Source organism: Rhodoluna miladensis (SeqCode), from assembly GCF_965234705.1.
Taxonomy (GTDB): Bacteria; Actinomycetota; Actinomycetes; order Actinomycetales; family Microbacteriaceae; genus Rhodoluna; species Rhodoluna miladensis.
In genome coordinates, this window is record NZ_OZ248465.1 from 236,452 (window position 1) to 249,601 (window position 13,150).

10 protein-coding genes are annotated in these 13,150 nt (G+C 50.8%); 9 read left to right on the plus strand and 1 reads right to left on the minus strand.

The window, feature by feature from the left end; translation table 11 throughout:
• The first annotated feature begins 11 nt into the window (after nt 1-11).
• From sucC to AC8GDC_RS01240, 9 genes are all read left to right on the plus strand, one after another.
• A complete protein-coding gene (sucC, locus tag AC8GDC_RS01200; protein ID WP_506558066.1) occupies nt 12-1,169 on the plus strand; it encodes an ADP-forming succinate--CoA ligase subunit beta in 1,158 nt (385 codons plus the stop codon).
• Nucleotides 1,170-1,180: 11 nt separating this feature from the next.
• Nucleotides 1,181-2,068 carry a succinate--CoA ligase subunit alpha gene (gene sucD, locus AC8GDC_RS01205; protein ID WP_506558067.1) on the plus strand — a complete coding sequence of 296 codons (888 nt, stop codon included), beginning with the start codon at nt 1,181-1,183 and terminating at the stop codon, nt 2,066-2,068.
• A gap of 13 nt (nt 2,069-2,081) precedes the next feature.
• Complete coding sequence (locus AC8GDC_RS01210) at nt 2,082-3,341, plus strand: cell division protein PerM (protein ID WP_506558068.1); 1,260 nt, start codon at nt 2,082-2,084, stop codon at nt 3,339-3,341.
• Between the two features lie 4 nt (nt 3,342-3,345).
• Nucleotides 3,346-3,930: a phosphoribosylglycinamide formyltransferase gene (purN, locus tag AC8GDC_RS01215; RefSeq protein ID WP_506558069.1), complete on the plus strand. Its 585-nt coding sequence runs from the start codon at nt 3,346-3,348 to the stop codon at nt 3,928-3,930.
• A gap of 9 nt (nt 3,931-3,939) precedes the next feature.
• Nucleotides 3,940-5,586, plus strand: a complete 1,647-nt coding sequence (gene purH, locus AC8GDC_RS01220) for a bifunctional phosphoribosylaminoimidazolecarboxamide formyltransferase/IMP cyclohydrolase (protein ID WP_506558070.1) — start codon at nt 3,940-3,942, stop codon at nt 5,584-5,586.
• A gap of 80 nt (nt 5,587-5,666) precedes the next feature.
• Complete coding sequence (locus tag AC8GDC_RS01225) at nt 5,667-7,436, plus strand: ABC transporter ATP-binding protein (RefSeq protein WP_506558071.1); 1,770 nt, start codon at nt 5,667-5,669, stop codon at nt 7,434-7,436.
• Between the two features lie 2 nt (nt 7,437-7,438).
• On the plus strand, nt 7,439-9,238 hold the full coding sequence (locus AC8GDC_RS01230; RefSeq protein WP_506558447.1) for an ABC transporter ATP-binding protein: 1,800 nt from the start codon (nt 7,439-7,441) through the stop codon (nt 9,236-9,238).
• Between the two features lie 88 nt (nt 9,239-9,326).
• On the plus strand, nt 9,327-10,541 hold the full coding sequence (locus AC8GDC_RS01235) for an NADP-dependent isocitrate dehydrogenase (RefSeq protein WP_506558072.1): 1,215 nt from the start codon (nt 9,327-9,329) through the stop codon (nt 10,539-10,541).
• Nucleotides 10,542-10,596: 55 nt separating this feature from the next.
• A complete protein-coding gene (locus tag AC8GDC_RS01240; protein WP_506558073.1) occupies nt 10,597-12,042 on the plus strand; it encodes a glycine-rich protein in 1,446 nt (481 codons plus the stop codon).
• On the opposite strand, the gene purU is transcribed toward AC8GDC_RS01240, so the two are convergent.
• Nucleotides 12,035-12,895, minus strand: coding sequence for a formyltetrahydrofolate deformylase (gene purU, locus AC8GDC_RS01245; protein ID WP_506558074.1), 861 nt, complete (start codon nt 12,893-12,895; stop codon nt 12,035-12,037). The two genes, AC8GDC_RS01240 and purU, sit on opposite strands and share 8 nt — an antisense overlap.
• Between the last annotated feature and the right edge of the window lie 255 nt (nt 12,896-13,150).

Genomic DNA, 13,150 nt, shown 5'->3' on the forward strand with positions numbered 1-13,150 from the left:
CGGGATAAAAGTTGGATTTATATGAGTATCAAGCACGCGATCTTTTCGAGAAGTATCAGGTTCCTGTCCTTCAGGGCCTAATCGCGGACACCCCAGAACAAGCCGAAGCAGCAGCTGCCAAGATTGGCGGCACCGTTGTAGTCAAGGCCCAGGTGAAAACCGGTGGTCGAGGCAAAGCTGGAGGCGTCAAGGTCGCTCACTCACCCGCAGAAGCTAAAGAGGCAGCATCCAAGATCCTCGGACTTGATATCAAGGGACACGTTGTCAAGCGCGTCATGATTGCCGAAGGCGCAAAGATCGCCAAAGAGTTTTACTTCTCGGTTTTGCTAGATAGATCAAACCGAACCTTTTTGTCCCTTTGCTCCGTCGAAGGCGGAATGGACATTGAACAGCTAGCCGAGGAGCGCCCTGAGGCGCTCGCAAAGATTGCCATCGACGCAGTCAAGGGAATTGATCTTGCAAAGGCACTTGAGATTGCCAAAGCCGGAGGCTTTGACGACGAACTTTCCGCAAAGGTCGCACCGATTTTTGTAAAGCTCTATGAAGTTTTCAAGAAAGAAGACACCACATTGGTGGAAGTAAACCCATTGGTGCTAACCGAAGACGGAAAGATTCTGGCGCTGGATGGCAAGGTGTCATTCGATGACAATGCCGAGTTCCGCCACGAGCGCGAGGACTTAGAGCGCGACGCACTTGACCCACTCGAAGCCAAGGCCAAGGCCATGGATTTGAACTACGTAAAACTTGATGGCGAAGTTGGAATCATCGGAAACGGTGCAGGACTGGTTATGTCCACTCTGGACGTAGTTGCCTATGCGGGAGCGCGTCACGGGGGAGTAAAGCCGGCTAACTTCCTGGACATCGGCGGAGGAGCGTCAGCTGAAGTTATGGCTGCGGGACTAGATGTGATCTTGAATGACCCACAGGTCAAGAGCGTGTTTGTAAACGTCTTTGGTGGAATCACTGCTTGTGACGCAGTTGCCAACGGAATCGTTGGAGCTTTGGCGAAGCTTGGCTCAAAAGCATCCAAACCTTTGGTTGTGCGCCTCGATGGCAACAACGTTGTTGAGGGAAGAAAAATTCTGGCGGATGCAAATCACCCGCTTGTCACCGTTGTCGAGACCATGGACGAGGCTGCCGATAAAGCAGCTGAGCTAGCAAGCAAGTAGGGAAGAACTTAATGGCAATTTTTCTAGACCAGAATTCAAAAATCATCGTCCAGGGTATGACTGGATCAGAGGGTATGAAGCACACCCAGCGCATGCTCAAGGGCGGTTCCAACATCGTTGGTGGAGTAAACCCTCGCAAGGCTGGCGAAACCGTTGAAGTTGATGGCAAGACCCTTCCAATCTTTGGCTCCGTTGCTGAGGCTATGAAGGAAACCGGCGCGAATGTCACCGTGATGTTTGTTCCTCCTGCTTTTGCAAAGGCCGCCATGATCGAGGCAATCGATGCCGAGATAAAACTTGCAGTTGCAATCACCGAAGGCATTCCAGTTCACGACTCAGCAGAGGCTTGGGCATACAACGTATCCAAAGGACTCAAGACCAGAATTATTGGTCCTAACTGCCCTGGAATCATCAGCCCAGGAAAGTCCAATGCTGGAATCACCCCGAGCGATATCACAGGGCCTGGTCCTATTGGACTTGTTTCCAAATCTGGAACACTTACTTATCAAATGATGTTTGAGCTACGCGATATCGGAATGTCAACCGCTATTGGAATTGGTGGAGACCCAGTTATTGGAACCACCCACATCGATGCACTCGAAGCTTTCCAAAATGACCCAGAGACCAAGGCAATTGTTTTGATCGGTGAAATCGGTGGCGACTCGGAAGAAAAAGCCGCCGCCTACATCAAAGACCACATCACCAAGCCAGTGGTGGCCTACGTTGCCGGATTCACAGCACCCGAGGGTAAGACCATGGGTCACGCTGGAGCTATTGTTTCTGGCTCTGCCGGAACTGCCCAAGCCAAAAAGGAAGCCTTCGAAGCCGTCGGCGTCAAGGTTGGCAAAACCCCGAGCGAGACCGCGGCGCTTATGCGCGAGGTAATCAGTTCTTTATAAAGAACTCTTGTAAGTGAATAAGCCACAGACCTTCTTACTCGCAGCATTCGATGCTGCGATTCGAGTGTTGCTTGGGCTGGGTGTGTTGCTAGGTCCACTGACCATAGTTTGGCTTTTCGAAAATGACGCACAAGTTGATTGGCTTGTAGCCTTTCGGGCTGCATCAGATTTTTGGCTACTTTCCCACGGCACCAGGCTGGTAGTTCCAGCCGGTGAAATCCTCGGAGTTGCAGTTCCAACTTTTGTTGTTGCACTGATTCCCCTTGGAATGACCATTTGGTTCGCCAGGCTTTACTACACCGCTGGAAAAAGATTCCTTGCCTCTTCAGCACTTTGGCCTGGGTGGCTTGGTGGAACTTTGGTTATGGGAATCGCATCGCTTGGTATAAGCACTCTGGCTTTTGACCCAGCAATTTATCCAGTGACTTGGCAAGGCGTGGTTTTTCCAACCGCCCTATTTTTCTTCTTTCAATTTCTAGGTTCGGTTTTTGGTAAGCCTGATGAGCTCTTTGATGGCGATGTTATTGACCAAGCCCCCGAGCGTGATCGAATCCGAAGGGCACTAAATGATTTCCGCCTCAGAATGCACTGGAGCATTCGTTCGCTAATTGCGCCTGCGCTTCGCGCAGGAACTTCAATCACCGTGATGCTGCTGATGGTGTCAGCTTTTGTGATTGCAATCCTGATTGGCTTTAGTTGGATTGATATCACAAGGCTGTATGAAAGTGTCCAGGTGAGCGTACTTGGAGCGGTTGTTCTGACAGCGGGGCAGTTGGCACTGCTTCCGAACCTAGTTATCTTTGGTGCGGCTTGGTTTACCGGTGTTGGTTTCTCAATTGGAACCGGTTCGTTGATCTCTCCACTTGGTTCTCAAGTTGGACCGCTTCCTGCAGTGCCACTTCTTGGAGCACTTCCGGTAGGAAGACTGGATTTTGGAATGATTGCAATTGTGGTGGTTCTGCTTGCAGCCTTCATCGCGACTTTGTCGATTCGTCGTTCTGCAGATGAGATCAGATTTGAATTTGCCACTGCGTGGTCAGCTGCTATTTCCTTAGGGCTTTCAATTGCACTAGTGACCTCGGTTCAGCTTGGGATTCTTGCGGTGCTTGCCTCTGGAGGGGCGGGGCCTGGCAGGCTTAGCCAAATCGGGATAAACCCGTGGCTTCTGATGTTGATTAGCTTTATTGAAGTTTTCGTTGTTGCCACACTCGCAGCTTTCTTTAGCGCCCGCCCAGCTGAGGCAAGCGCCCCAAAACCCAGACCAGTAAGCTAGCCGCATGTTGTCGGTCGTGGTCTTGATTTCAGGTACTGGATCGAACCTACTTGCCTTATTGAAAGCAATCGAGAATCCCCTAGTACCAGTTCGCGTGCTCGCGGTTGGTTCGGATGGCGCAGCTCCTGGCTTAGCGCATGCTGACTTATACGGAATACCAACTTTCGTGGTTGAGCGCGGAAAATTTCCCAACCGTGAAAGCTGGGGACGAAGACTGCAGGAAACAGTCGAGTCTTACAACCCAGACCTTATTGCCTTGGCTGGATTCATGAAGATTCTTCCTCCACAGTTCATTGACCGTTTCAGCCCAAACATTATTAACATTCATGCCTCAATGCTTCCTCTTTTTCCTGGAGCTAACGCTGTCCGCGACACATTAGCAGCAGGGGTTACCGAAACCGGTGCAACTATTCATGTTGTTGATGCGGGTATGGATACGGGACCAATCATTGAGCAAAGGAAAGTTCCAGTGATGCCCGGGGATGATATCGCAACTCTTCACGAGCGAATCAAAGTGCATGAGCGCGACATGCTAATTCAAACAATCATCGGTGTTGCTGAAAAGCGCATTGATCTAGCGAGCATTTAGAGCAACGTCATGGAAAGCAAATACCTAGCCGCTGACTACCGTCACTACGACAAGATCCCAATCAAGCGCGCACTTATTTCCGTGTCAGACAAGAGGGGATTGCTCGAGCTTGCCAAATCGCTAGCTACAGCTGGCGTGGAAATTGTCTCCACCGGTTCCACGGCAAAAACCATTGCCGATGCTGGAATCAAAGTCACCGAAGTTTCAAAGGTTACAGGATTTGAAGAAACTTTGGATGGTCGAGTAAAGACTTTGCACCCTTCAATACACGCTGGTTTACTTGCTGATCTTCGCCTGGTTTCACACCAAAACCAACTAAAGGATTTGAACGTTGAGCCATTTCAGTTGGTAGTTGTGAACCTGTATCCGTTCGTGGAGGCAATTACCGCCGGGGCAACCGGAGAGGCAGCCATTGACCAAATTGACATCGGCGGGCCCGCAATGGTTAGGGCATCCGCAAAAAACCACGCCAATGTGGCCATTGTGGTGGATCCCAGCAGGTACCCGGAAATCATTAACGCCTTGGAGGATGGCGGGACGACTCTTAAGCTCCGTAAAGAACTAGCGCTGCTAGCTTTTTCCCACACCGCCAAATACGACACTGCAGTTTCAAACTGGATGTCCACTGCCGCCGACGAAGCTTGGAAGCTGGAGGCTGGAAGATCCAACGAGGAACCAAGCAAGAACCCGGGATTTGCGAAGACTCTTGAGATTCAGGCTTCTTTAGATTCGGTACTTCGCTACGGGGAAAACTCACATCAGTCTGCCGCGCTATACAAAATTGCTGGCCTAGAAGCATCTCTTGGAATTGCCCAAGCAAAGCAATTCGGTGGCAAGGAAATGTCTTATAACAATTACGTCGATGCCGACGCAGCCCTTCGTGCAGCCTACGATTTCAATGAACCGGCAGTTGCCATCATTAAGCATGCCAACCCGTGCGGTATTGCAATTGGGCCAGCTAATTCTCCAGACCCAATTGCGGAAGCTCACGCCAAGGCTCACTTTTGTGATTCGATTTCTGCTTACGGAGGAGTAATTGCAGCGAACCGAACTGTGAGCTTGGAAATGGCCAAACAAGTCGCAGACGTATTCACCGAAGTAATAATCGCACCTGGCTACGACTTCGAAGCTTTACAGCTTCTTCTGACCAAGAAAAACCTTCGAGTGCTCCAGCTACCACCAAACTATTCAAGAGAAACTTTTGAAATAAAACAAGTATCCGGCGGATTGCTATTACAGGAAACCGATAGTTTTGATAACTTCTCAAGCAAGAACTGGAAGTTGGTTTTGGGGGTAAACGCTGATCCTCAAACCAGATCCGATCTTGAGTTTGCATGGCGTGCAGTCCGCTCAGTGAAATCTAATGCAATCTTGCTCGCGAAAGATGGCGCATCTATTGGAATTGGAATGGGACAGGTAAACCGAGTGGATTCTTGCGAGTTAGCAGTTTCCCGAGCTGGTGCTCGAGTTAGGGGAACGGTTGCTGCCAGCGACGCATTTTTCCCATTCGCTGATGGACTAGAGCTTTTGATTCGCGCCGGGGTGAAGGCAGTTGTCCAACCTGGTGGTTCCGTTCGCGACGACGAAGTTATTGCGGCGGCAACAGCAGCGGGCATAACAATGTATTTCACTTCGGAGCGTCACTTCTTCCACTAAGTTCGGAAACTTTCAGGGTAGTTGGCCGTGTTATCCTAAAAGGCTGACCATAGCGGTCTGGCGAGAGGTTTCACGGGCATTTGAGTAATCCAACCGGCACACTGCCGATCCTGCTGAGGATTTTGCCCTACGCAAGAAAAGCAATCCCAAGACTAATCCTCGGAGTAGTAGCTGCAATATCAGCTGCCGCGGTTGCCCTTTCGATACCGCAGGTTCTAAGGGAGCTTATAAACTCCTTTTCCACTTCTGGGACAATCGAAACCCTGCATTCTCTAGTGCTGGTGGTATTTGCATTAGGCCTGTTGGAAGTATTACTTGTGCTGCTTAGGCGGTGGTTAGTTTTGACACCGGTCACTGGTGTGGAATCCGATATGCGGACCAATCTTTATCGCAAACTGCAGGACCTTCCGGTCAGCTTTCACGATCGATGGCCATCGGGTCAGCTTCTTTCGCGGGCGACCCAGGACCTTGGACTTATTCGGCGCTGGCTATCGTTTGGGCTCGTGCTACTAATTGCCAATGCCGTCACAATTGTTATTGGCCTCACGGTGCTATTTAGCTTTAGCTGGATACTTGGCCTGATCTTCTTTGTTGTTTCAGTGCCAATTTGGATTAAGGGATTCCGATTCGAATCCGGCTATGGAAAAATTGCCCGGCAATCGCAGGATCAAGCCGGCGATTTGGCCACAGCGGTTGAAGAATCAGTTCACGGAATTCGAGTGTTGAAAGCGTTTGGCCGGGGGGATTTCTCGGCTGAGAAATTCGCTCGAGGTGCTGCCGATCTTCGTTCCACTGAATTAAAAAAGGCTAGCCTGATCGCGAACGTCTGGGCTTACCTATTGTTCCTTCCAGAATCAGCGCTGGCTCTTTCAATGTTTGCCGGGGTGCTACTGGTTGCTGAAGGAGATCTCACTGTGGGAGCACTGGTGGCGTTTTTTGCAACCGCCACGGTGCTTAGATGGCCCACCGAATCGATCGGTTTTTTGCTTGCACTAACCCTCGATGCAAAAACCGCTATCCAACGCCACTTCGATGTGATGGATGAGCCGATCTTGATTCAAGATCCAATCTCGCCAGAGACGATTACCAATCCGCAAGGAAAGCTTGAATTCAAGGATGTTCACTTCAGCTACCTGGACCAAACCCCTGGATCCAAGGGGCTACTTCGAGGTATTGACCTGGTTTTGAACCCTGGTGAATCGGTTGCACTAATTGGAGTGACTGGCTCAGGCAAAACCACCCTGACTGCCCTAACCACTAGATTGCTTGAGGTAAGCAGCGGATCTATTGAGCTAGACGGTATTGATATTCGAAAACTTTCAAGATCTGAGCTTCGAACTCACATAGCCATGGCTTTCGAAGACGCAACATTGTTTTCAGCTTCGGTCAGAGACAACGTTCTCCTTGGAGCATTGGACACCAGCGATCAAGCACTTAGAGAAGCACTAGAAATAGCCCAGGCAGGTTTTGCTTATGACCTGCCTGACGGCGTGGATACAAAAATTGGTGAAGAGGGACTTTCGCTTTCCGGTGGTCAACGCCAGCGTTTAGCTCTAGCGCGAGCGGTTGCTGCCAAGCCGGCGATTTTGGTTTTAGATGATCCACTTTCGGCGTTGGATGTTGACACCGAGGCATTGGTTGAGAGTGCGCTGCGCAAAGTTTTAACCAAGACCACAGCCCTGATCGTTGCTCACCGACCATCAACAGTTCAATTGGCCGATCGAGTGGCATTGCTGCAAGATGGCAAGATTGTCGCTTTTGGAACACATTCGCAGCTACTGCAAACCAGCGATCACTATCGCTATGTGGTTTCTTCTCTTGAGCCAAAACCCGGGGAGGTGATTGCGTGAGCATGCAAGGTGTCACAGGCGAGGACAAGATAATTCTCGACAAGCAAGAAGCTAAAGCTTTGAAGCTTAGATCAAGAGCGCTGCTAATCTCACTTATTCATCCGGTGAGAAATCGCTTACTGCTTAGCTTGTTAGTAGTTGTGGTTTCACAGATGCTTCGAGTTGCAGGACCGGCCCTGATTGCTCTTGGAATCGACTGGGCTTTGCCGGCTGCCATCAAGGAAGATACGACTCCGCTGTTTTTGGTGGTGGGTGGCTATTTGTTTGCAGCCCTTGCCACCGCATCGCTGATTAGTTGGTTCTTGCGATTTGCTGCAATGGTGAATCAAGATGTGCTGCTCGATTTGAGGCAGCGAATTTTCAAGCAGACCCAGAGACTTTCCATTGAGTTTCATGAGAAGTACACCTCTGGGCGAGTGATTGCTCGTCAAACCAGCGATCTGGACGCCATCAAGGAACTTTTGGCTTCGGGAGGCAATGAGGCAATTGCCGGCTTGCTCTACATGCTATTTACTGCCACCGCGCTGGTGTTATTGGATCCATCCAGTTTTGCCATTTTGGTAGTTAGCTGGCTGCCGCTTTTCTTGCTCACCAAATGGTTTCAGGTCAATTCCAAGATCAAATTTCGAGCCTCCAGGGTGGCCTCTGCGAAGTTGATTGTGAATTTCGTTGAGACCATGACCGGCATCAGAGCAGTTAAGGCTTTCCGCAAGGAGAAGGCAAACCAGAGTCTTTATGAGCAACTCAGCGAGGACTACCGTGATTTGACAGTGAAGGTAATCCAGCTTTTTGGTTACTTCGGTCCAGGGCTATTGCTTATCGGAAACCTGACGGTAGCCACCATCCTGCTTTTTGGCGGTACTCGAGTTCTAGCCGGTGAAATTGGAGTAGGAGTCCTAACTGCGGCAATCATCTATGCCAAGAGATTCTTTGACCCGATGGAAAACCTTGCGATGTTCTACAACTCCTACCAATCGGCAAATTCCTCGCTCGAGAAAATCTCGGGAGTGCTAGAGGAAAAGCCAACTGTCCCAGAACCAAAATCAGCTACAAAGCTAGAAAACGTGAAGGGCGAGATTACTTTCGATTCCGTTTCTTTCCATTATTCAAACGACGTTGCAGTGCTGGACAATCTTGAGCTGAAGATTCCAGCTGGGCAAACAGTTGCACTTGTTGGAACAACCGGTGCTGGCAAATCAACAATTGCCAAGTTGATTTCTAGGTTCTACGACCCAACTAAAGGCAGTGTGCTGCTGGATGGCGTCGACCTAAAATGCGTTTCAAGCAAGGATCTTCGGCAGTCGATAGTTATGGTCACCCAGGAGGCATACCTTTTCTCAGGATCGGTGGCGGATAACATCGCACTTGGTAAACCCGACGCCACCGCCGAGGAAATAGAACAGGCGGCAATATCCGTTGGCGCCCATGATTTCATTTTGAGTCTGCCTGATGGCTACTCCACGGATGTAAATAAGCGCGGTGGCCGGGTTAGCTCGGGCCAGCGCCAGTTGATTTCTTTTGCCAGGGCCTTCATTGCAGATCCCGCTGTGTTGATTCTGGATGAGGCAACTAGCTCACTGGATGTGCCATCCGAGCGGCTGGTCCAGTATGGACTCAAGACCCTGCTGGCCAATAGAACGGCCATAATCATCGCCCACCGGCTCTCTACTGTCTCGATAGCCGACCGCGTTCTGGTCATGGAGCACGGCAAAATCATCGAGGACGACACTCCAAAGAACTTGATCTCGGGCTCTGGCAAATTCTCCAAAATGCATAAGGCCTGGCGGGAATCCTTGGTTTGAGCAGGCCTGAAGCCAGGACTCCAGAGGTCCTAAATTTCTTCAGTAGTCTAGTCAAGGCTTAGAAACACTAAAAAAGAGAGATACAAACATGGCAAAAATCAAGGTTGTTGGCAAAGTTGTAGAACTTGACGGCGATGAAATGACTCGCATCATCTGGCAGAACATCAAGGATTCTTTGATTTTGCCTTTTCTAGATGTTGACCTTGAGTACTACGACCTCTCAGTTCAAAACAGAGACGCAACTGATGACCAGGTGACTATTGACGCAGCTCACGCCATCAAGGCCCACGGAGTTGGAGTAAAGTGCGCAACCATTACTCCGGATGAGGCTCGAGTCGTTGAGTTTGGTCTAAAGAAGATGTGGAAATCCCCGAACGGAACTATCCGAAACATTCTTGACGGAGTAGTTTTCCGCGAGCCGATCATCATCTCTAACGTTCCTCGTCTAGTTCCGGGTTGGACCAAGCCGATTGTTATCGGCCGACATGCTCACGGAGACCAGTACAAGGCAACCGACATAAAGATCCCTGGCAAGGGAACCGTCACCATGACCTACACCCCAGAAACCGGTGAGCCACAGACTTGGACCATCGCTGATTACCCGGCAGCCGGTGGAGTCGCCATGGGCATGTACAACTACATGGATTCCATTCGCGATTTTGCAAGAGCATCGTTTAACTACGGACTTGCTAGAAACTACCCGGTTTACCTATCAACCAAGAACACCATCTTGAAGGCATATGATGGCGCATTCAAGGATGCCTTCCAGGAAGTATTCGACGCTGAGTACGCTGACCGATTCAAGGCAGCCGGAATCACTTACGAACACCGCCTTATCGATGACATGGTTGCCGCTTCTTTGAAGTGGGAAGGTGGCTACGTTTGGGCATGTAAGAACTACGACGGCGACGTTCAGTCAGACACCGTAGCTCAGGGCTTTGGATCATTGGGCCTAATGACATCTGTTCTAACCACCCCAGATGGCAAGACTGCTTTGGCAGAAGCTGCTCACGGAACTGTGACCCGTCACTACCGCGAGCACCAGGCTGGCAAGAAAACATCGACCAACCCAATTGCTTCAATCTATGCCTGGACTCGTGCCCTAATGCACCGCGCCAAGCTAGATGGAACTCCAGAGGTAGCTAAATTTGCCGAAGCCCTAGAGGACGTCGTAATCAAGACTGTTGAGTCAGGCAAAATGACCAAGGACTTGTCCTCGCTTATTGGCAGCGGCCAGGCCTATCAGAGCACCGAAGAATTCATGGCTTCGCTAGCAGAAAATCTGACAGCGCGCCTAAAGTAATCCACCTTGTGTAAAACCCCTGACCGAAAATAGTCAGGGGTTTTACATTTGCGCCATGAAAAAATGGCAACCAAACAAAACAGTAAAGCTACTTCCTGCTCTGGCACTAACTTTTGGAGTATTAGCTCCAATGCCAGCAAGTGCAAGCATCGTCGAGGAATGTTTCGACAATCAATGCACCATTACCTTCGGGTACACCGGTCAAATTGAACCTCTTACCTTTCCTCCTAATGCCACAAACATTCGCTTCGAAGCCCTCGGTGCGCAAGGTGGTAAATCCGGAGGTGGCGGCGGTCGCGTCACCGGCGAATTCACCCAAGTACCTGAAATTCTCTACATCACAGTCGGAGGTGCTGGAGGCTCGAATGCTGCCGAACCCGGCGGCTTCAACGGCGGTGGTGCTGCCGGTGGATCTGCGGGAGTGGAAGGCTCCGGTGGTGGAGCAAGTGATATCAGAATCGGTTATTCGCTTAGCTCCAGGATTGTTGTTGCCGGAGGCGGCGGCGGTCGCGGCTCTGGTCTTGGATCAGGAGGCGGAGCAGGAGGAGGCTTGGTTGGTGCCAACGGAAAAACCGGCCAGGGATCTGGCGGCCTCGGGGGATCTCAGTCCGCCGGAGGTTTGGGCGGTGCAACATATGGCGATGGCACTTCTGGCACTGCAGGTGATTGGGGAGTCGGAGGTACTGGAGGCTATGGCCCACTGCACGGAGGTGGCGGTGGCGGTGGCGGTTACTACGGCGGTGGCGGTGGTGGCGCAGACGCTGACTCATGCTGCACCGACGCCGGAGGCGGCGGTGGTGGATCTTCCTACACCGACCCAAGTTTGATAACCAACGTGGTTCACACCCTGGGCGTTAGGCCAGGAGCAGGACAGATCACTTTCAGTTACCAACTCTTTGTCGAAAACCCGCCTGCTCCACCGACGGAAGAAACAACGGCACCACCAGCTGAAGAGTCAGCTGCACCGCCCGCGGAAGAAACAACAGCCCCACCGGTCGAAGAGCCAACAACTCCACCGACAACTGAAGAGCCACCAACCACGGAGCCATCAGTTCCTAATCAGCCTGAACCTGAATCAGTGAACTCGGCTCCTTCAGAACCTGAGCAGCAGGTCACTTCGCAACCGGAACCACCCCAGGCTCCTACCCAAGAGCCTGCACCTATAGAAGTGGTGTTGGCTCCCGAGCCAGTTGAAGAGTTGGTCGCACCAATTGTCACTGAGGAAATTCCGAGCGAGCCTGAAGCAAACGGCTTTGAGGAAACTCGATCAGCTCCAGATGAATTAGTGACTTCGCAATATCCAGTAGCGCAGGATGAAATTGTGCAGCAGCCTTCCAACTTGTCTCAGGCCGCACAAAGTGTTGTGGTTCCGGTTCAAAACAAGCAGTCGCCCTGGAACTCGAACAGCTTATTCGCTGGACTAATTGGGCTTGGAGTATTTGCGCTAATTGCCGGGTTGGTTGTGGCTAGGCGAGGAGTGCCTGGGGCTATAGCTAGCTAAAAATGATGGTTCTAGCACCATCGAGTAAGACGCGGTGTTCTGCGAACCACCGAACCGCTTGACTGAGAGTCTTGGACTCAATATCTTGGCCAATAGCGACCAAGTGGTTCCTGGAATCGCCGTGTTCTACTCGAACAACGTTCTGTTCGATGATTGGACCTTCATCAAGATCGCTAGTGACGAAGTGGGCGGTGGCACCGATGAGCTTTACACCGCGAGCATGAGCTTGAGCGTAAGGGTCGGCGCCTTTAAATCCTGGAAGAAATGAATGGTGGATGTTGATGATCTTGCCAGAAAATTCCTTACAAAACTCAGGGCTTAGAATCTGCATGAAGCGAGCTAGCACTATTAGCTCAACACCCTCTGTTGCAATCACTTTCCGAAGGTTGTCCTCAAAAGTTTTCCGCTCGACTTCAGAGGCTACAGAGTGTGACTCAAATCCAATCCCATAGAAAGCAGCCAACTCGGAGAGATTGTCGTGATTTGCCAAAACTTTTGAAATGACAATTGGCAGTTGACCAGAACGCTGGCGAAAAAGCATGTCATTGAGGCAGTGAGCAGCTCTCGATGCCAAAACTAGCGTCTTCATTTTTCGGCCAACTACGTCTAACTGCCAAATCATTGAAAACTCTTTGGTGACAGGGGCAATTTTTGCTTCAAACTCGGCCTGGTTGGAAGGGGATTCGATCTGCAGTCTCATGAAGAAGCGACCGGTGTCTTCCGAGGTGAACTGGTGGGATTCGGTGATGTTTCCCTGAGCCTGAACTATCGCTCCGGAAATGGCATGGACTATGCCTGGCCGGTCTTCGCAGACCAAAGTCAGAACAAAGTGAGTCAGGCCAGTCTTTTTCATAAGACTCCCTAGCTTAATCGGGAAAGGATTGGTCCTTGCGGTTCTGTCTTACTATGCTGAACACAATCCAGACCGCTACGGCAGTGCCCAAAAGGATCATTCCTGCCCCGATTAGGACAGCTAGCGGTAGTTCGGACATGCTGGGAAAGCTCACTTCTCGTAATTTTGGCAGTTTCCCAATTCTAAGCTAGAGCTTCGCTGGAGCGAATGCCTTTTTGCGAACGTGTTGCAATTTGCCTGATTTACTGGGCTGAT

Excerpts from the sequence above, each read along its gene's own strand:
- sucD (WP_506558067.1), top strand. The coding sequence starts at position 1,181 with ATGGCAATTTTTCTAGACCAGAATTCAAAAATCATCGTCCAGGGTATG.
- purN (WP_506558069.1), top strand. The coding sequence starts at position 3,346 with ATGTTGTCGGTCGTGGTCTTGATTTCAGGTACTGGATCGAACCTACTT.
- purH (WP_506558070.1), top strand. The coding sequence starts at position 3,940 with ATGGAAAGCAAATACCTAGCCGCTGACTACCGTCACTACGACAAGATC.
- AC8GDC_RS01230 (WP_506558447.1), top strand. The coding sequence starts at position 7,439 with ATGCAAGGTGTCACAGGCGAGGACAAGATAATTCTCGACAAGCAAGAA.
- AC8GDC_RS01235 (WP_506558072.1), top strand. The coding sequence starts at position 9,327 with ATGGCAAAAATCAAGGTTGTTGGCAAAGTTGTAGAACTTGACGGCGAT.
- AC8GDC_RS01240 (WP_506558073.1), top strand. The coding sequence starts at position 10,597 with ATGAAAAAATGGCAACCAAACAAAACAGTAAAGCTACTTCCTGCTCTG.
- purU (WP_506558074.1), bottom strand. The coding sequence starts at position 12,895 with ATGAAAAAGACTGGCCTGACTCACTTTGTTCTGACTTTGGTCTGCGAA.